General features: G+C 64.4%; 15 protein-coding genes and 5 tRNA genes. 9 read left to right on the plus strand and 11 right to left on the minus strand.

What is annotated here, in order from left to right; genetic code table 11:
- Positions 1-12: 12 nt before the first annotated feature.
- The 8 genes from A9O65_RS04345 to A9O65_RS04380 form a co-directional block, all read right to left on the minus strand.
- Positions 13-1935 (minus strand): PrkA family serine protein kinase, encoded by a 1923-nt coding sequence (locus A9O65_RS04345; RefSeq protein WP_064699431.1) that lies wholly within the window; start codon positions 1933-1935, stop codon positions 13-15.
- Positions 1936-2180: 245 nt separating this feature from the next.
- A complete protein-coding gene (locus A9O65_RS04350; RefSeq protein ID WP_064701474.1) occupies positions 2181-4193 on the minus strand; it encodes an NADPH-dependent 2,4-dienoyl-CoA reductase in 2013 nt (670 codons plus the stop codon).
- Positions 4194-4356: 163 nt separating this feature from the next.
- Positions 4357-4433: transfer RNA gene (locus A9O65_RS04355), tRNA-Asp, on the minus strand.
- A 3-nt stretch (positions 4434-4436) separates the two neighbouring features.
- A tRNA-Val gene (locus tag A9O65_RS04360) sits at positions 4437-4513 on the minus strand.
- 36 nt (positions 4514-4549) lie between these two features.
- Positions 4550-4626: transfer RNA gene (locus A9O65_RS04365), tRNA-Asp, on the minus strand.
- A 27-nt stretch (positions 4627-4653) separates the two neighbouring features.
- Positions 4654-4730: transfer RNA gene (locus A9O65_RS04370), tRNA-Asp, on the minus strand.
- Between the two features lie 40 nt (positions 4731-4770).
- Positions 4771-4846: transfer RNA gene (locus A9O65_RS04375), tRNA-Val, on the minus strand.
- Between the two features lie 181 nt (positions 4847-5027).
- The gene (locus A9O65_RS04380) at positions 5028-5735 is read right to left on the minus strand and encodes an alpha/beta family hydrolase (protein ID WP_064699433.1); all 708 of its coding nucleotides are present in this window, start codon (positions 5733-5735) and stop codon (positions 5028-5030) included.
- Between the two features lie 160 nt (positions 5736-5895).
- On the opposite strand from A9O65_RS04380, the gene ccoN reads away from it, so the two are divergent.
- The 9 genes from ccoN to A9O65_RS04425 are packed head-to-tail and all read left to right on the plus strand — an operon-like array spanning position 5896 to position 14501.
- A complete protein-coding gene (gene ccoN, locus A9O65_RS04385) occupies positions 5896-7323 on the plus strand; it encodes a cytochrome-c oxidase, cbb3-type subunit I (RefSeq protein WP_064699434.1) in 1428 nt (475 codons plus the stop codon).
- A 16-nt stretch (positions 7324-7339) separates the two neighbouring features.
- Positions 7340-7948, plus strand: a complete 609-nt coding sequence (ccoO, locus tag A9O65_RS04390) for a cytochrome-c oxidase, cbb3-type subunit II (RefSeq protein ID WP_064699435.1) — start codon at positions 7340-7342, stop codon at positions 7946-7948.
- A gap of 2 nt (positions 7949-7950) precedes the next feature.
- Positions 7951-8160: a CcoQ/FixQ family Cbb3-type cytochrome c oxidase assembly chaperone gene (locus A9O65_RS04395; RefSeq protein ID WP_064699436.1), complete on the plus strand. Its 210-nt coding sequence runs from the start codon at positions 7951-7953 to the stop codon at positions 8158-8160.
- The gene (gene ccoP, locus A9O65_RS04400; protein ID WP_064701475.1) at positions 8157-9101 is read left to right on the plus strand and encodes a cytochrome-c oxidase, cbb3-type subunit III; all 945 of its coding nucleotides are present in this window, start codon (positions 8157-8159) and stop codon (positions 9099-9101) included. The genes A9O65_RS04395 and ccoP overlap by 4 nt, the downstream gene beginning before the upstream one ends.
- A gap of 36 nt (positions 9102-9137) precedes the next feature.
- Positions 9138-10547 carry a cytochrome c oxidase accessory protein CcoG gene (gene ccoG / locus A9O65_RS04405; protein ID WP_064701476.1) on the plus strand — a complete coding sequence of 470 codons (1410 nt, stop codon included), beginning with the start codon at positions 9138-9140 and terminating at the stop codon, positions 10545-10547.
- A complete protein-coding gene (locus A9O65_RS04410; protein WP_064699439.1) occupies positions 10547-11059 on the plus strand; it encodes a FixH family protein in 513 nt (170 codons plus the stop codon). The genes ccoG and A9O65_RS04410 overlap by 1 nt, the downstream gene beginning before the upstream one ends.
- Before the next feature lie 3 nt (positions 11060-11062).
- On the plus strand, positions 11063-13516 hold the full coding sequence (locus A9O65_RS04415) for a heavy metal translocating P-type ATPase (protein ID WP_064701477.1): 2454 nt from the start codon (positions 11063-11065) through the stop codon (positions 13514-13516).
- Positions 13513-13731 (plus strand): cbb3-type cytochrome oxidase assembly protein CcoS, encoded by a 219-nt coding sequence (ccoS, locus tag A9O65_RS04420; RefSeq protein WP_064699441.1) that lies wholly within the window; start codon positions 13513-13515, stop codon positions 13729-13731. The genes A9O65_RS04415 and ccoS overlap by 4 nt, the downstream gene beginning before the upstream one ends.
- Positions 13728-14501: a sulfite exporter TauE/SafE family protein gene (locus tag A9O65_RS04425; RefSeq protein WP_064699442.1), complete on the plus strand. Its 774-nt coding sequence runs from the start codon at positions 13728-13730 to the stop codon at positions 14499-14501. The genes ccoS and A9O65_RS04425 overlap by 4 nt, the downstream gene beginning before the upstream one ends.
- Positions 14502-14626: 125 nt before the next feature.
- Here the strand turns inward: A9O65_RS04425 and ttcA are convergent, their stop codons facing one another.
- From ttcA to A9O65_RS04440, 3 genes are all read right to left on the minus strand, one after another.
- On the minus strand, positions 14627-15505 hold the full coding sequence (gene ttcA / locus A9O65_RS04430) for a tRNA 2-thiocytidine(32) synthetase TtcA (RefSeq protein WP_064701478.1): 879 nt from the start codon (positions 15503-15505) through the stop codon (positions 14627-14629).
- Between the two features lie 93 nt (positions 15506-15598).
- The gene (locus A9O65_RS04435) at positions 15599-16225 is read right to left on the minus strand and encodes a 3'-5' exonuclease (RefSeq protein WP_064701479.1); all 627 of its coding nucleotides are present in this window, start codon (positions 16223-16225) and stop codon (positions 15599-15601) included.
- A gap of 56 nt (positions 16226-16281) precedes the next feature.
- On the minus strand, positions 16282-18096 hold the full coding sequence (locus A9O65_RS04440; RefSeq protein ID WP_064701480.1) for a putative nucleotidyltransferase substrate binding domain-containing protein: 1815 nt from the start codon (positions 18094-18096) through the stop codon (positions 16282-16284).
- Positions 18097-18181: the final 85 nt, after the last annotated feature.

An 18181-nucleotide genomic window follows, 5' to 3' on the forward strand; every position in this document is an offset into this window, starting at 1 on the left:
CCGCAGCCCGGGCTACTGCGACTTGCGCACCCGCAGATACCATTCGGAGAGCAAGCGCACCTGCTTCTCGGTGTAACCGCGGTCGACCATGCGTGCCACGAAGTCTTCATGTTTCTTCTGGTCGGCCGTCGATGCCTTGGCGTTGAAGGAGATCACCGGCAGCAGCTCCTCGGTGTTGGCGAACATCTTGTGCTCGATCACCCCGCGCAGCTTCTCGTAGGACTGCCAGCTCGGGTTCATGCCGTTGTTCTGGGCCCGGGCCCTGAGCACGAAATTCACCACCTCGTGACGGAAATCCTTGGGATTGGAGATCCCGGCCGGTTTCTCGATCTTCTCCAGCTCCTCGTTGAGGGACTGGCGATCGAACAGCTCGCCGGTCTCGGGATCACGATACTCCTGATCCTGAATCCAGAAGTCGGCATAGGTGACATAGCGGTCAAAGATGTTCTGGCCGTACTCGGAGTACGACTCCAGATAGGCCGTCTGGATCTCCTTGCCGATGAAGTCCACATAGCGCGGCGCCAGGAATTCCTTGATATAGCGCAGGTAGCGCTCGAAGGTCTCGCGGGGCAGCTGCTCCTGCTCGAGACGCTGCTCGAGCACGTAGAGCAGATGCACCGGATTGGCGGCCACCTCGTGGTTATCGAAGTTGAACACCTTGGACAGGATCTTGAAGGCGAAGCGGGTGGAGAGGCCGTCCATCCCCTCGTCCACGCCGGCATTGTCGCGATACTCCTGGATCGACTTGGCCTTGGGATCGGTGTCCTTGAGGTTCTCGCCATCATAGACACGCATCTTGGAGTAGATGCTGGAGTTTTCCGGCTCCTTGAGCCGCGAGAGCACCGAGAACTGCGCCAGCATGCGCAGGGTATCCGGCGCGCAGGGCGCCTCGTTGAGCGAGGAATGCTCAAGCAGCTTCTTGTAGATGTTGATCTCCTCGCTGACCCTCAGGCAATACGGCACCTTGACGATGTAGACGCGGTCGAGGAAAGCCTCGTTGTTGCGGTTGTTGCGGAAGGTCTGCCACTCGCTCTCGTTGGAATGCGCCAGGATGATGCCATCGAAGGGAATCGCCCCCATGCCTTCGGTGGGGTTGTAGTTGGCCTCCTGGGTGGCAGTGAGCAGCGGATGCAGCACCTTGATCGGCGCCTTGAACATCTCGACGAATTCCATCAGCCCCTGGTTGGCCTTGCACAGCCCGCCCGAGAAGCTGTAGGCATCGGGGTCGTCCTGGGAGTAGAGCTCCAGTTGACGGATGTCGACCTTGCCGACCAGCGAGGAAATGTCCTGATTGTTCTCGTCGCCCGGCTCGGTCTTGGAGATGGCGATCTGGTTGAGCCGCGACGGGTAAAGGCGCACGACCCGGAACTGGGAGAGATCGCCGCCGAATTCCTGGAGACGCTTGGCCGCCCAGGGCGACATCACGCTCTTCAGGCAACGCCGGGGAATGCCGTATTCCTTCTCCAGCAGCTCACCATCCTCTTCGGGGGAGAACAGGCCGAGCGGCGATTCCTGCACCGGCGATCCCTTGAGCGCATAGAAGGGCACCCGCTCCATCAGGAGCTTGAGACGCTCGGCGAGCGACGACTTGCCACCACCGACCGGCCCCAACAGGTAGAGAATCTGCTTGCGCTCCTCAAGGCCCTGAGCGGCATGCCGGAAGTAGGCAACGATCTGCTCGATGGCCTCTTCCATGCCGTAGAACTCCTCGAAGGCGGGGTAGCGGCGGATCACCTTGTTCGAGAAGATCCGCGCCAGCCTCGGATCCTTGGCCGTGTCGATCACCTCGGGCTCGCCGATGGCCTCCAGTATGCGCTCGGCGGCGTTGGCATAGGCCGAAGGCTGCTCCCGACAGAGTTCCAGGTACTCCTGCAGGCTCATCTCCTCCTGCTGGGTACGGGCATAGCGGTTCTGCACATGATCGAAGATGCTCATCGAAGCCTCCTTTAGACCCGGCGCCCCGGCCATGACTGTCGGCGAACCTGCCGGGGATCGGTAACTTCAGCGTAGACAGCATTAGCGGACAACGATTCTTCATTCTTCAACGCAGCAGCCTGCCACGACTCTTCCGCCACTACATTACTCGCCACTACTTTCCTGCCACCACCCTATATCCCTATGAACCCGGAAGCCGCCTTGTGGTTCGTGGAAAATGGTCGCATGGATTCGACGCCTCGCACTCAGAGCGCGGCGGCCACCCGAGTCCCCTGGTCGATGGCCCGCTTGGCGTCCAGTTCCGCCGCCTTGTCAGCACCGCCGATGACATGCACCGAGACGCCTGCCTCACGCAACGCCTCGAGATCGTCGCGCACCGACTCCTGACCGGCACAGACCACCACGGTATCCGCCTCGATCAGGCGCGGCTCGCCGTCCTGGCGGATGTGCAGGCCCTCGTCGTCGACCCCCACGTACTCACACCCGACCAGCGTCTCGACGCCACGATGACGCAGCGAGGCCCGATGTACCCAGCCGGTGGTGGTGCCCAGCCCCTTGCCAGGCTTGGAGGTCTTGCGCTGCAGCAACGTGACGCGGCGCGGCACCGTCGGCCGACGCGGCTCGCGCAGCCCACCCGGCGTCGACACCGTCAGATCGACCCCCCACTCTTCGCACCAGGCCTCGACATCCAGGGCAGGATGCCCGGCATGGGTCAGCAGTTCCGCCACATCGAAGCCGATCCCTCCCGCGCCGATGATGGCCACACGCGGCCCGACGCGCTCGGCGTGCACGATGGCCGCCGGGTAGGACATCACCTTGGGATGATCGATGCCGGGCAAGTCCAGACGTCGGGGCCGCACACCGGTGGCCAGCACCACCTCATCGAAGGCCCTCAGGTCATGCACGCTGGGCGCCATGCCGAGGCGCACGCTCACCTGATGGCGATCCAGCATTACCCGGAAGTAACGCAGGGTTTCATCGAACTCCTCTTTGCCGGGAATCCGCCGAGCATAGTTGAACTGGCCGCCCAGCTCGGACTGACGCTCGAACAGCGTCACCGCATGGCCCCGCCGGGCAGCCGTCACGGCGGCCGCCAGCCCGGCCGGGCCGCCTCCCACCACAGCGACGGACCTCGCCTCTCCGGCCGGCTCGATGACCAGCTCGGTCTCGTGGCAGGCCTGGGGATTGACCAGACAGGACGTCAGCTTGCCCTGAAAGGTGTGATCCAGGCAGGCCTGGTTGCAGGCGATGCAGGTGTTGATCTCCTCGCTCCGACCGTCACGGGCCTTGGCGATCCAGGCCGGATCCGCCAGGAAGGGCCGCGCCATGGAAACCATATCGGCCTGCCCCTCGGCGAGCACCCGCTCGGCCACCTCGGGCATGTTGATGCGATTGGTGGTGATCAACGGAATCGACAGCGCATCACGCATGCGGCGAGTCACCTCGCTGAACGCCGCTCGCGGCACACTGGTGACGATGGTCGGCACCCGCGCCTCGTGCCAGCCGATGCCGGTATTGACGACATCCGCCCCGGCTTCCTCCACGGCGCGTCCCAGCGCCACCACGTCCTCGGAGGTACTGCCTTCTTCGACCAGATCGATCATCGACAACCGGAAGACGATGAGAAAGTCATCGCCCAGCTCGGCACGTATGCGCCGTACGATTTCTACCGGAAAGCGAATGCGGTTTGCGAGATCACCGCCCCATTCATCCTCGCGCCGATTGGTGCGCCGGCAGATGAACTGATTGATGAGATAGCCTTCTGAGCCCATCACCTCGACACCGTCATAGCCTGCTTCACGCGCCAGGCTGGCGCAGCGCACATAGTCGTCGATGGTCGAGGCAACCTCGTCACGACTCAGCTCGCGCGGTGTCGACGGATTGATCGGCGCCTGAATCGGCGAAGGCGCCACCGGCTCGGACGTATAGGCATAACGCCCGGCATGCAGGATCTGCAGACAGATCCGACCTTGTTCGGCATGCACGGCGTCGGTCACCTTGCGATGGTCGGCCACCTGCTCGGGCCGCTCCAGAGTCGCCGCGCCCTGGAAGACCGCGCCTTGAGGGTTCGGCGCGATGCCGCCGGTGACGATCAGCCCCACGCCCTCTCTGGCCCGCTCGGCATAAAAGGCAGCCAGGCGCTCGAAACCATTCGGCGCTTCTTCCAGGTTGGTATGCATCGAGCCCATCAGCACGCGATTGGGCAGGGTCAGGTGTCCGAGCGTGATGGGGCGAAACAGATGCGGATATGCGGTCACGGTCGAGTCCTCATGGTCGGGCAACGGAAATTCAAACAACTGTATGATAGTCGCTCGGGTTCCGCAAAGCCCGGGCATTCGCCCAAGGAGGATAGTCGATCTCGACACTCACGCACGCGAAAGGCCCGAGTCTTTCGACTCGGGCCTGGAATTCGTGAGCAGATGGCGGACCGGACGGGACTCGAACCCGCGACCTCCGGCGTGACAGGCCGGCATTCTAACCAACTGAACTACCGGTCCGCGTGGTGGGCGGTACTGGACTCGAACCAGTGACCCCCAGCATGTGAGGCTGGTGCTCTAACCAACTGAGCTAACCGCCCACGCGTTTACTGCCTGGATTGTTTCGCTTGTCATCGTGGCGGACCGGACGGGACTCGAACCCGCGACCTCCGGCGTGACAGGCCGGCATTCTAACCAACTGAACTACCGGTCCACAAGACGACTGGCGACACAGGATGGATGGCGGACCGGACGGGACTCGAACCCGCGACCTCCGGCGTGACAGGCCGGCATTCTAACCAACTGAACTACCGGTCCGCTTTCGCTACCTGCGACATGATCGGGCATGACTTCGTCATGGTGGGTGGTACAGGGATCGAACCTGTGACCCCCAGCTTGTAAGGCTGGTGCTCTCCCAGCTGAGCTAACCACCCCCGGTCACGTGGCGCTGCATTCTACAGGGACGGCGCTCATTGTCAACGCGTTTTTTTCGCCTCTCCCCGACTGACGCCCGTGGAGAATCCCGCCTCTATCATCTACTTGGAAGCACTGGCAGGCGCGAGACACCGGCTCCAGCGGGAGCCCCGATTCATGTCGCGCACGACGAGAAGCTCGTCATGCGTGGCGCGCCATGAAGGCGGCAATGCCGCGCGCGCCCTCGCGGATCAATTCGCTCTGGGTCAGGCCCGAGGCACGCCGTGGTCGCCAGTCGTGCTCGCCATCCTTCAGCCAGTGCACCTCAGCGACATCGGGCAGGTCATAGCCGTCGACTTCTTCCCGGGTACCGAAGGGATCACGCTCTCCCTGCATCACCAAGGTCGGGCACCGCAATGCCGGCCAATGGTCGAGCCGCCGTCGCTCCGGACGACGCGGCGGATGAAAAGGATAACCGCACAGCGCCAGGCCAGCCGCCCCGTCCCGAGCCGCCAGCATGCTGGCCACGCGCCCACCCATGGACTTGCCGCCCAGCCACAGCGGCGTTTCCAGATGGGGCGACAGAGCCTCCTGCCACCTCGCCAGTTCCTCGACCAGCCGCTCGATGCGGGGCGGCGGCCGGCGCCGTCCCTCGCGGCGCATGCGACGCAGGTACTCGAACTCGATGGCCAGGGTCTGTACCCCGGCATCGGCCAGGGCACGCCGAAGCTCGACCAGAAAGGGGGAATCCTGTCCGGCACCGGCGCCATGCGCCAGCAGCAGGCACCCTGTCCGGCACTCGCCCTGCACCTGGAGCGGGCCGAGTGCTTCGGGACCCTCGACGCATCCCGCGCCCTGTTCGAGCGCTTGGCTCAGCTCGTCGACATCGAGACTGTCGATGCTTCTCATACTTTCTGTTGACACTGCATTGCCTATATTGTGTACCAAATGATTATATAAATGTATTCATTTGATGGATCGACTCGGCTAGACTCCTGCGAATCGGCATGCCAAGAGACAGGCGAGGCTGACCGACACGTCGACAGACTGGAGTTGGATGGAAACCCGCATGAACAACGCATTCGAGCACCCGACCTACAACTACAAGGTGGTCCGACAGTTCGCGGTCATGACGGTGATCTGGGGCATCGTGGGCATGTCCTGCGGCCTTGTCATCGCCTCGCAACTGGTGTGGCCGCAACTCAACCTCGGCCTGCCCTGGACGAGCTTCGGCCGCCTGCGCCCTCTCCACACCAACCTGGTGATCTTTGCCTTCGGCGGATCGGCGCTGTTCGCGACGTCCTACTACGTGGTGCAGCGCACCTGCCAGGCCCGGCTCTGGTCCGACCGGCTCGCGGCCTTCACCTTCTGGGGCTGGCAGGCAGTGATCCTCTCGGCCTTGATCACCCTGCCGATGGGCTACACCACGACCAAGGAATACGCCGAGCTCGAGTGGCCGATCAACCTGCTGCTCGCCGTGGTGTGGATCGTCTACGCCATCGTCTTTCTGGGCACCATCAAGCGACGCCAGACCTCGCATATCTACGTGGCCAACTGGTTCTTCGCCGCCTTCATTCTCACCGTGGCGGTGCTGCACATCGTCAACAACGCGGCCATTCCCGTCTCCGCGATGTACTCGATCTCGATCTACCCAGGCGCCATCGACGCCATGACCCAATGGTGGTACGGCCACAACGCCGTAGGGTTTTTCCTGACCGCCGGCTTCCTGGGCATGATGTACTACTTCGTGCCCAAGCAGGCCGAACGACCGGTCTACTCCTACCGATTGTCGATCGTGCACTTCTGGGCGCTGATCATGGTCTACATGTGGGCCGGCCCGCACCACCTGCACTACACCGCCCTGCCCAACTGGACACAGTCGCTCGGCATGGTGCTGTCGATCATCCTGCTGGCCCCCTCCTGGGGCGGCATGATCAACGGCATGATGACCCTCTCCGGTGCCTGGCACAAACTGCGCACCGACCCCACCCTGCGCTTTTTGGTGGTGGCCCTTTCCTTCTACGGCATGTCGACCTTCGAAGGGCCGATGATGGCCGTGAAGACCGTCAATGCCCTCTCCCACTACACCGACTGGACCATCGGCCATGTGCACTCCGGCGCGCTTGGGTGGGTCGCGATGATCACCATCGGCTCGATGTATCACATGGTTCCTCGTCTGGTCGGCGAGACCCGGATGCATTCGGTGCGCTTGATCGCCGTGCACTTCTGGCTTTCGACCATCGGCACGGTGCTCTACATCGCTGCCATGTGGGTCAACGGCATACTCCAGGGCCTGATGTGGCGCGCGGTCAACGACGACGGAACCTTGATGTACAGCTTCATGGAGTCCGTCGAGGCCAGCGGTCCGGGCTATGCAGTCCGCATGATCGGCGGCATGTTCTGGGTCATCGGCATGCTGCTCATGGCCTACAACGTCGCCATGACCCTGCGCCGTCAACCGACCGGTGCCGAACGTCCCCTGCCGCAGACCGCCTGAGCCGACGGAGAATCCCATGAGACACGAGATCGTCGAAAAGAACGTCGGCCTGCTCGCCGTACTGATCCTGGTTGTCATCAGCTTCGGCGGCCTGGCGGAAATCGTGCCGCTGTTCTTTCAGAAGCAGACCACCGAACCCGTCGAGGGCCTCGAGCCGCTCTCCCCGCTGGAGCTGGCCGGTCGCGACATCTATCGACGCGAGGGCTGTGTCGGCTGCCACTCGCAGATGGTGCGTCCCTTCCGGGCCGAGACGGAGCGCTACGGGCACTACAGCGTGGCCGGCGAGTCCGTCTACGAATACAACTTCCTGTGGGGCTCCAAGCGTACCGGCCCCGACCTGGCCCGGGTCGGTGGGCGCTACAGCGACGACTGGCACCGTGCACACCTCTACAACCCGCGTGACGTGGTGCCGGGCTCGGTGATGCCCGCCTACCCCTGGCTATTCGACAACACCCTCGATGGCGACCATATCGGCGACAAGATGCGTGCCCTCCAGTCACTCGGGGTGCCCTACGACGACGAGCAGATCGCCAGCGCCCGGGAAGCGGTCGAGGGCAAGAGCGAGATCACCGCCCTGGTGGCTTATCTGCAACAACTTGGCACCGTGCTCGAGGACAAGCGCTGATCATGGATACCGGAACGCTGAACGGCATCATCATCATCCTGCTGATTGTCGCCTTCATCGGGCTCACGATCTGGGCTTACTCGAAAGGCCGCCGGGCGGAGTTCGACGAAGCGGCCCGACTGCCCTTCGCCGATGACCCCATCGTAGAGCATGACACACCGCCCGAGCGAGCGGCCGAGAACCGACACGACAAGGGAGGCAGGAAGGCATGAATTCGCTTTGGAGCAACGACCTTTCCGGCTTCTGGAGCGCCTGGATCATCGTCATCACGCTGGGCACCATCGCGCTCAGCGCCTGGCTGCTGTTCGCCAACCGCAAGACCGACAAGCAGCCCGATGCCGAGGGCCATGTGGCCACCACCGACCATGCCGCCGATGGCATCGAGGAATATGACAACCCCCTGCCGCGTTGGTGGTTCAAGCTCTATGTCGGCACGGTGCTCTTCGCTCTCGGCTACCTGGCCCTCTACCCAGGGCTCGGCAACTTCGCCGGCCTGCTGGGCTGGAGCCAGGAAGCCCAGTGGGACAGCGAGATGCAGCAGGCCGAGGCCCGCTACGCACCGATCTTCGCCAGCTACGCCGAACGCCCCATCGCCGAGCTGGCGAATGATGCCGAGGCCATGCAGGTGGGTGAACGGCTTTTTCTCAACAACTGCGCCATCTGTCACGGCAGCAATGCCCGAGGTGGCAACGGCTTTCCCGACCTCAGCGACGATGCCTGGCTCTACGGCGGCTCACCGCAAGACATCGTCACCTCCATCACCCAGGGTCGCAGCGGTGCCATGCCAGCCTGGGAGCACCTGGGCGAAGAGACGCTCGTCGACGTCACCCAGCACGTGCTGTCGCTGTCGGGCAAGGCCACCGACCCGGCGCGGGCGGAAAAGGGACGCGAGGTCTTCACCGCCATGTGCGCCAGCTGCCACCAGCCGGACGGGACCGGCAATCCGATGATGGGCGCACCGAACCTGACCGACGACGCCTGGCTCTACCAGGGAGCCGACCAGTCGCTCGAAGCCGCAGTGCTCGAGACCCTGCGCAACGGGCGCAACGGGCAGATGCCAGCGCAGGTCGATTATCTCGGCGAGGACAAGGTTCACCTGGTGGCCGCCTACGTCTACCAGTTGAGTCGCCAAGCCCCGGAAAGCGTCGACTGAGACGTCATCAAGGCGCCGCCGAGGCGGGAGGATGGCATGACCCAGGACATTGCATATCGCGAAGCCGACGACCGAATCCCCGTCACGGAGCTCGGTCATTCGCTCTACGAGCCTCGCCGACACATCCAGGTGCGCGAGGTCCGGGGGCGCTTCCAGCGCTGGCGGCGCGGCCTCGACACACTGCTGGTGTCAGCGTTCTTTGCGCTTCCCTGGGTCTCGCTCGACGGGCGACCGGCGATCTGGTTCGACCTGCCCGGCCGCGCCTTTCACCTCTTCACCATGACCTTCTATCCACAGGAGTTCATGCTGCTCTCATGGCTGCTGATCATCGCCGCCTTCGCCCTATTCTTCGTCACCGTGCTCGCCGGCCGCCTGTGGTGCGGTTATGCCTGCCCGCAGAGCGTCTGGACCTGGTGGTTCATCTGGGTCGAGCACCGGCTCGAAGGCCCTCGCCACCGACGCCTCAAGCGCGACCGACGCCCCCTGGATGTCGACACGGCATGCCGCAAGGGGCTCAAGCACGCCCTCTGGCTCGCCATCGCGCTGGCCACCGGCCTTACCTTCATCGGCTACTTCACACCGATCCGCGATCTGGTCATGGCCCTGCCATACCTGGAAGCCAGCGGCTGGGCGTATTTCTGGCTCGCCCTGATTGCCTCGTTCACCTACCTCAATGCCGGCTGGTTGCGTGAACAGGTCTGCCTGCACATGTGCCCCTACGCGCGGTTCCAGGCCGTAATGTTCGACCGCGACACCCTGACCGTCTCCTACGACGCCGGCCGTGGCGAGCCGCGTGCACCCCGCCGCCGGGAAACCGGCACCCAGGCCACGGAGCCGGGCGACTGCGTCGACTGCGGGCTCTGCGTTCAGGTATGTCCCACCGGCATCGATATTCGCGAGGGCCTGCAGCATGCCTGCATCGACTGCGCGGCCTGCATCGATGCCTGCGACGGCGTGATGGACCGACTCGGTCGGCCTCGCGGCCTGATCCGTTACACCACCGAAAACGCCCTGGCCGGCAAGCCGACACGAATGGGCCGGCCGCGCCTGCTCGGCTACCTGGTGGCACTGCTGGCGATGCTCGCCCTGTTCGCCGGGAACCTCGCCGACCGCACGCCGCTCGACCTCGACGTGGAGCGAGACCGTCAACACCTGTTCCGGATGACCTCCCAGGGCAATATCGCCAACGTCTATACCCTGACCGTACGCAACCTGGACAACGTCGATCACCGCTATCGTCTCTCCGCCTCGGGGCTTGACGGACTGCGTCTGGACAGACGGCGACTCGCCGTCCCCGCCGGTCAGTCCCGCCAGCTGGTGGTCGAGGCCAGCGTCGATCGCAACGCCATTCACCGGCCCAGCCATGACATCCAGTGGCGCCTCGAGGCGCTCGATGCCGACATCTCGCTGGTCCACGACAGCCGCTTTCTGGGAGGAACTCCCTGATGCACACGACCTCGCCTCCCGTGACGCCCTGGTACAAGCAGTTCTGGCCCTGGTTCATCATCGCCCTGCTGGCCTCCTCGGTGACCTTCAGCATGGTCTACCTGGTCGCCTCGATCCGCTATTTCGACGGCACCGTGGCACAGGACTATTATCGACGCGGCCTGGCGATCAACGAACAGCTCGCCAAACAGGAAAGGGCCGGCCAACTGGGCCTGGCGGCTCAACTGCGTGTCGATGCCCTCACCGGTGACGTGATCGTCGACCTGCAAGGCCAGCGACGTCCCGAGCAATTGCATCTGGCCTGGATCTTCCCCACCGAACATGGCCGCGACCGCCACCTGACATTGCAACGCGTCCAGCAGGGGCGCTACGTCGGCACCCTCGATGCCCCCTTGCGCTATCGCTGGTATCTGCACCTGCAGCCGACGCCCGGCGACGACGCCGCCTGGCGCCTCACCGGCGAGGCCCGCTTCCCCCACGAGGGCAGCATTGCCCTGACGCCGGGTATCTGAGCCATGGCGGACAGCGCCGAGACCCTCGTGGAGGACGCCCGGACCTGCTATCACTGCGGCGAGCCGGTTCCCGAGCATGCGCCCTGGTCACTCGAGATCGGCGAATGTCGCTACCGGCTCTGCTGTCCCGGCTGCGAGGCCGTGGCCCATGCCATCGTCGATGGCGGCCTGGCAAGCTACTACCGCTTCCGAACCGCCCTGCCCGAACGCCCCCGGCAACGGCATGACATCCACGCCGAGCAGTGGTCATTGTTCGACGATCCCGGTCTTCAATCCCGCTTCGTGCAAGGCGACGACAGCAGCGCCCACACGACCCTGGCAGTGGATGGCATCACCTGTGCGGCCTGCGCCTGGCTGATCGAGCACCGACTCAACGCCCTCGAAGGCGTCATCGGCAGTGCCGTCGATCTCACTCACCACCGCCTGCGCCTGGAATGGGAACCACACCGCATTGCCCTCTCACGCCTGCTCGCCGAACTCGCGGCTATCGGCTATCCCTCCCGCCCCTTTGAACCGGACGAGGCCCAGCAGCGCCTGCAACGCGAGTCTCACCGGCAGATGCGCCGATTGATCGTGGCCGCCCTGGGCATGATGCAGGCCCTGATGTTCTCCCTGCCCTTCTATCTGGCGGGCGATGCCGGGCTCGACGCCGACTTCGACCGCCTCTTTCACTGGCTGGCCTTGGCGCTGACCACGCCGGTGGTGCTGTACGCGGCCCAGCCCTTCTTCCAGCAGGCCTGGCGCGACCTGCGCGCCCGCTCCCTAGGCATGGATGTTCCGGTGTCCCTGGCCATCGGCTCGGCCTACCTGGCCAGCGCCTGGGCGGTCGTCAGCGGCCAGGGCGAGGTCTATTTCGACTCGGTGAGCATGTTCACCTTCTTCCTGCTGTTCGGACGCCATCTCGAGGCCCGCGCACGACGCCGGGGCGGCGCCGCCGGCAATGCCCTGGCCGAACTGCTGCCAGTCTCGGCGACACGCCTCGACGACGACGGCCAATCGCGCCTTCTCCCTGCCAGCGAACTGCGCGCCGGCGACCGGGTACTGGTCAAGCCGGGACACGTCGTGCCCGCCGATGGCGTGATCGAAAGCGGTGCCTCCAGCCTCGACGAATCGACCCTGACCGGCGAAACGCAACCGGTGGCACGGTGCGTCGGCGACGCTGTCACCGGTGGCAGCCAGAATATCGAAAGCCCGCTGACCCTGAGGATCACCCACGCCGGTCGCGACACCCGGGTCGCCGGCATTCTCGACCTTACCGACCGAGCCTTCGCCAGCCGGCCACGCATCGCGCTCAAGAGCGCGCGCCTGGCCCATCACTTCGTGCTCCAGGTACTGCTGATCGCCGCTGTCGTGGCCCTGGCCTGGTGGTTCATCGCCCCTGACCGAGCCTTCTGGGTCACGCTTTCGGTGCTGGTCGTCACCTGCCCCTGCGCCCTGGCGTTGGCCACGCCCACCGCGCTCACCGCCGCCCACGGCCGACTGCATCGGCGCGGCGCCCTGCTGACCCGCGCCGATGCCCTGGAAGCGCTGGACGGTATCGACCGGGTAATCTTCGACAAGACCGGCACTCTGACCACCGGCGAGATGCGCCTCATCGACACCCGCACCCTCGAGGACGATGATCCGCGATACCTTTGCGCCATCGCCGCGGCCCTCGAGTCACATTCGGAGCATCCCATTGCCCGCGCCTTCCACCCGTACCGCCAGCCCGATGTGGTCGCCGATGACGTCACCCGCCAGGCCGGTGCCGGACTCGAAGGCCGCATCGCGGGAACCCGCTGGCGGCTAGGCCGCCCCGACTTCGCCGCCTCCCCGGCGCCAGCACCACCCGACGACGGACACTGGCTGTTGCTCGCCGAGAATGATCGCCCCCGTGCCTGGTTCGCCCTGGAGGACCGTCTACGCGATGATGCCGACACCACCCTGGCGACGTTGCGTCTGGCCGGCATCGAGGTGGAACTGCTTTCCGGCGACGCCGAGCCCCGGGTTCGCGCCCTGGCCGAGCAGCTGGGCATCGACGACTGGCAGGCTGCGATGAGCCCGGAGGACAAACTGGCCCGACTCCGCCACCACCAGGCACGCGGCGAGCGCGTCGCCATGGTGGGTGATGGCGTCAATGACGTGCCGATACTGGCCGGTGCCGATGTAGCCTTCGCCATGAACGGCGCCACCGACCTGGCCCGCACCCGGGCCGATGTGATCCTGCTCACACCCCGACTGCAGCGCGTCGCTGACGCGATCGGGATCGCCCGCGCCACCCAGCGCGTCATTCGACAGAATCTCGGCTGGGCCTTGTTCTATAATCTGCTGGCACTGCCACTGGCAGCCTGCGGCCTGGTGCCTCCCTGGCTCGCCGCCATCGGCATGTCCCTCAGCTCGCTGGTGGTGGTGGGCAACGCCCTGCGCCTGGCTCGCCCCGGGAGCTTTCGCCACTTGATCACCCCGGTGTCGTCATGAGCGTTCTCTACCTCCTGATTCCACTGTCGCTCGTCCTGCTCGGCCTGGCCGTCTGGGCCTTCTTCTGGGCAGTGAACAACGACCAGTTCGACGACCTGGAAGGGCCCGCCTACCGCATCCTGTTCGATGAGGATGACCCGCCCGCGCCACGCCCCGTTCACCGACAGCAGGACGATGCCACCGGGCCTTCTCAAGACCGGGAGAATGGCGCATGAATCCGACCGGACTGGAACTCCCGCCCCTGGCGGCCGCCTTCGTCTTCGGACTGCTGGGAGGCGCCCACTGCATCGGCATGTGCGGTGGCATCATGAGTGCCCTGACATTTGCCGTCCCCCCCAGCATGCGCCAGCCAACGCGCCTGGCCGGCCTACTGCTGGGCTACAACCTGGGCCGTATCACCAGCTACATGTGTGCAGGCGGCCTGATCGCCCTGCTCGGCACCATGATCGAGATCGCACCCGGCGCCCGCCTGGCACTCCAGGTGCTGGCCGCCGTGATGCTGATCCTGATGGCGCTTTACATTGCCAACTGGTGGAAGGGCTTGCTGCGCCTCGAAGCCCTCGGGCGACATCTTTGGCGCCACCTGGAGCCCATGGGCAAGCGCTTGATGCCGGTGGTGAAACTGCCCCAGGCCGTGGCACTGGGTGCCGTATGGGGCTGGCTTCCCTGCGGCCTCGTCTACTCGATGCTGGCCTGGAGCCTGGCGACTGCCGATCCCATCCAGGGCATCCTGCTGATGGGCGCCTTCGGCCTGGGCACCCTGCCAGCCCTGCTGGCGACCGGCCTGGTCGCCCGTCAGTTGGGAGCGCTGATCCGCCATCCCGCTACCCGTACCCTGGCGGCACTGGCCATCATCGCCTTCGCCCTATGGCAACTCTGGGGAGTACTGTCCATGGGCACAATGGATCACGACCCTATGAACCATGATCAAATGAATCATGACCAAATGGAGCAGAACCCGATGGATGGGCATTCGGGGCACTAAGAAGAGAGAAGAGAGAAGACAGGCTAGGCCCCAGGGGTTGGGACGCCAAGGGGATTCTGCCCTCTCAAAGGCACGCAGCGCCGTTCTTCTTCCTTAAAGCGATGCAGTCGCGTTCTTGAAAGCCATCAAAGCTCGGTGAAGTCGATACGCGAGGCCTGCATTCGAGCCTGCTTCTCCTCGAGTCCGGCAAAGTCGAAGAGCTCACGGTCGGCAAGCTGCGACGGCGCCACATTGGTGACCGCCTTGAACATGCTCTCCAGGCGCCCGGGATGCCGGGCTTCCCAGTCGGCCAGCATTTCCTTGACCACCTGGCGCTGAAGATTGGGCTGGGAACCGCACAGGTTGCAGGGAATGATGGGGAATTCCATGCGCCGGGAGAACTCGGCGATATCCGACTCACGGCAATAGGCCAGCGGGCGGATGACGATGTTCTTGCCATCGTCGGAGAGCAGCTTGGGCGGCATCGACTTCAGGCTGCCGCCGAAGAACATGTTGAGAAACAGCGTCTCCAGGATATCCTCACGATGGTGCCCTAGGGCGATCTTGTTGGCGCCGATCTCCTCGGCATAGCCATACAGCGAGCCACGACGCAGCCGCGAGCACAGCGAGCAGGTGGTCTTGCCCTCAGGCGTCTTCTCCTTGACCACCGAGTAGGTGTCGCGCTCGAGAATGTGATAATCGACGCCGATGCCTTCCAGGTACTCGGGCAGCACGTGCTCGGGGAAGCCGGGCTGCTTCTGGTCGAGATTGACCGCCACCAGCGAGAAGTCGACCGGGGCGTTGCGCTGCAGGTTGCGCAGGATCTCGAGCATGGTGTAGCTGTCCTTGCCACCGGACAGGCAGACCATCACCTTGTCGCCCTCGCGGATCATGTCGTAGTCGATGATGGCGTTGCCGACCTGGCGTCGCAGGCGCTTCTGCAGCTTGTTGAACTCGCGCTTGGCCTTGGCGGCGTTGTGAACGCCGCCGTCACGGGGGTTCCGGTCGGTATGAGAGTCGAACATCACGGCATCTTGCATGGTCACGGCGCTGCCAGGGCATCTACGGAATTCGGGGCGCTCATCCTACCATTCCGACCAGCACAGGCGAAGCGTCCCTCAGCTGCTCCGACGCCGTGCGGCGTCATCACGTGCCAGACGCAGATACATCAAGGCCGTGGTCACCGCATCGCCCAGTGCACTGTGGCGCCCCATCATCGGCACGTCGAGCCGCTCGGCAGCTTCCTCGAAGCGCGGTCGCCCCTCGAGCTGAGGATGCCGATAGCGCTGGCGCCGCTGGAAGAGATGCGCCACATCGATCGCCGCATTGGGCAGATCGAAGCCGAAGCGCGGCCGCAAGCCGCGATTCAGCATGGCCAGCTCGTCCTCCAGGTGCCATCCCACCAGAGGACGATTGCCGACGAAATCGAGAAGCTGCTCCAGGGCGACTCCCAACGCCTCCCCTTCATCCAGGTCGACGCCGCGCAACCCGTGTCGACGAACGGACTCGGCCGTGAGCCCCTCCGGTCGACGCACATGCAGGTCGAGCGATTCGCTGGTCAAGACCCGGTCTCCCTGCAGGCGCACGGCGGCGATCGCCACCGGCTCGCCATGGCCGCTGTCAGGCTCGGTGGCTCGGCAGGCCACGGCGACCATCTCGTCGCCGGTATACGGCTGAAAGAGCCAGCCATATCGACCATCGGCATGGCGCCGGCGATCGGCTGCGCGTCTCAAGGCCTTGAACATGCTGCTTCCCTCCCGGTCGCTCTACATTCCCTGTCGTGTTCGGCCACCGTCATCCCTCAGCCATATTCGAGGTGATAGCGATGGGACAGCCGTTGCTTGAAGTCCTTGACGATGTGCAGCGCTTCGCGCAACAGATCACGTTCCAGCGACGACAGCTCCTGAACCACTACGCGGTCCGGCTCGCCTTCCTTGCCATCAAGGCGCTCGAGTTGTTGCTTCAGGCGCAACTCGGTGAACAGTGACAGCGCCTCGCCCAGGTCTTCGGCGAAGCGAGCCTCCAGCCGGCCATCGGCCACCAGGGCATCGAGCCGCTCCAGGGTCGAGGTCACCGTGATGTTGCGCTCCAGGGCCATGACCCTGACGCCATGCACGACCGGAAAGATCCCGCCTTTCTTGATGTCGATGCCGTGTTGCGGCTTTTTCAACGAGCCGAACAATGTCAGCGGCGTCGAAAAGCGCAAGACCGGGCGCGCGAAGTGCGACAGCAGGATCTCGTCGCCGGCGCAACGCTCAAAGAGAGACTCGCGCAAGCGCGCCAGCAACGCCGGATTGCCCGCCATGGCCCGGGCATCGAGCAGGATGGCCAGATTCATCAGCGAGTCCGCATCGCAACGCCGTGCCCAGGTATCGATACGCTCTCGCCATTGCGTCTCCCCTCCAACCCATTGCGGGTTGGACACCATGATGTCGCCCGGACAGGGCGGATAGCCCAATTCGAGAAGCGCATCGCTGAAGGCACGCATACAGGCCTCGCGCTCCGGCCAGGCGAGGTTCTCCTCCAGGATCAGGCCATTGTCCTGGTCGGTCTTGAGAATCTGTTCGCCACGCCCCTCGCTGCCCATGACCATCAAGCACGTCGCGCCGTGATAGCGCTCGTCGACGAGGAAGTCCCACGTCTTGCCGATGATCCGCCCATTCAGCGCCGACAACAGCCCCATGACGAAACGCGGCTTGGCCCCCTGGGCCATCAGTCCTCTGACCAGGTCGGGCATCAGCCGGCTGGCCGCCGACAACGACGCCAGGTCATCAGCCTGTTCCACCTGCAGGCTGACCACATGACTGCGGCTGGAAAAATGGCTTAGCGCATCGGTCAATTCCACCACGCCGACAGGGACGTCATCTTCCATCACCACGACTCGCTCGACACGGTGGCGAGTCATCGCGACCAGCGCCTCGAACAGATACTGGTCCGGTCGCACCGTGATCAGCGAAAAGTTGGCGATGGAGCGCACCGGCGCATCCTGCGGCCACTTCTCCAGCACCAGGGCATTGAGCAGGTCGGTCTTGGTCACCATTCCCACGCCGTTCTCGCCATCGACCAGTAGGCTATCGACCCGACGTGCATCCAACGTGGCCACCGCTTCGGTGATGGTCGCCGCTTTCGTCAGGTGATGTGGCCGGCGCATGCACTCCCTGGAACGCGCCAGCATGGCACCAGCCATGAGGCTTCCCCCCGAAGCACGCTGGGCGGCCAGCAAGCGCGTCTTGTGCGCCAGGTTGCGACGAAAGCACTCGGCAAAGGCGGGGTAGTCATCGCACAACGCCAGGAATTCCGACTTGGGCAACAGGTAGCAGAGACTCTCTTGTTCGGCCCGAAATCGATACCGGCTCTGCCCACGCAGGATGCTGATCGCACCGAACAGGTCACCGGCAGTGTAATGGCCGATGCGTTCCAGTTCACCAGAGCGGGAAACATCCAGTTCGGCGACCTCGCCCTTGTGGATCAGAAAGACGCTCTCTCCCGGCTGACCGGCATCGAGAATGATCTCTCCCAGGTCGAAATAGACCAGGTCGAGGCTTCCGCTTACCCGCTTGCGGCCGTCCTCATCGAGCAAGCTGAACGGCGGTTGGGAAAGATCGACATCGACCATGACGAGGGCCTCGTGGCGTGGTCATCACCCAGCGTCTCTCTGACATCTTCTTCGGCAAGACGGGGTCGTGCATTCACCATTGATG

This window comes from Halomonas caseinilytica (assembly GCF_001662305.1).
GTDB classification, from domain to species: Bacteria; Pseudomonadota; Gammaproteobacteria; order Pseudomonadales; family Halomonadaceae; genus Halomonas; species Halomonas caseinilytica.

What these genes read in the sequence shown, in the direction of transcription:
- A9O65_RS04345 (WP_064699431.1), bottom strand. Translation starts at nt 1,935, where the DNA reads ATGAGCATCTTCGATCATGTGCAGAACCGCTATGCCCGTACCCAGCAG.
- A9O65_RS04380 (WP_064699433.1), bottom strand. Translation starts at nt 5,735, where the DNA reads ATGAGAAGCATCGACAGTCTCGATGTCGACGAGCTGAGCCAAGCGCTC.
- ccoN (WP_064699434.1), top strand. Translation starts at nt 5,896, where the DNA reads ATGAACAACGCATTCGAGCACCCGACCTACAACTACAAGGTGGTCCGA.
- ccoO (WP_064699435.1), top strand. Translation starts at nt 7,340, where the DNA reads ATGAGACACGAGATCGTCGAAAAGAACGTCGGCCTGCTCGCCGTACTG.
- A9O65_RS04395 (WP_064699436.1), top strand. Translation starts at nt 7,951, where the DNA reads ATGGATACCGGAACGCTGAACGGCATCATCATCATCCTGCTGATTGTC.
- ccoP (WP_064701475.1), top strand. Translation starts at nt 8,157, where the DNA reads ATGAATTCGCTTTGGAGCAACGACCTTTCCGGCTTCTGGAGCGCCTGG.
- ccoG (WP_064701476.1), top strand. Translation starts at nt 9,138, where the DNA reads ATGACCCAGGACATTGCATATCGCGAAGCCGACGACCGAATCCCCGTC.
- A9O65_RS04410 (WP_064699439.1), top strand. Translation starts at nt 10,547, where the DNA reads ATGCACACGACCTCGCCTCCCGTGACGCCCTGGTACAAGCAGTTCTGG.
- A9O65_RS04415 (WP_064701477.1), top strand. Translation starts at nt 11,063, where the DNA reads ATGGCGGACAGCGCCGAGACCCTCGTGGAGGACGCCCGGACCTGCTAT.
- ccoS (WP_064699441.1), top strand. Translation starts at nt 13,513, where the DNA reads ATGAGCGTTCTCTACCTCCTGATTCCACTGTCGCTCGTCCTGCTCGGC.
- A9O65_RS04425 (WP_064699442.1), top strand. Translation starts at nt 13,728, where the DNA reads ATGAATCCGACCGGACTGGAACTCCCGCCCCTGGCGGCCGCCTTCGTC.
- ttcA (WP_064701478.1), bottom strand. Translation starts at nt 15,505, where the DNA reads ATGTTCGACTCTCATACCGACCGGAACCCCCGTGACGGCGGCGTTCAC.
- A9O65_RS04435 (WP_064701479.1), bottom strand. Translation starts at nt 16,225, where the DNA reads ATGTTCAAGGCCTTGAGACGCGCAGCCGATCGCCGGCGCCATGCCGAT.
- A9O65_RS04440 (WP_064701480.1), bottom strand. Translation starts at nt 18,096, where the DNA reads ATGGTCGATGTCGATCTTTCCCAACCGCCGTTCAGCTTGCTCGATGAG.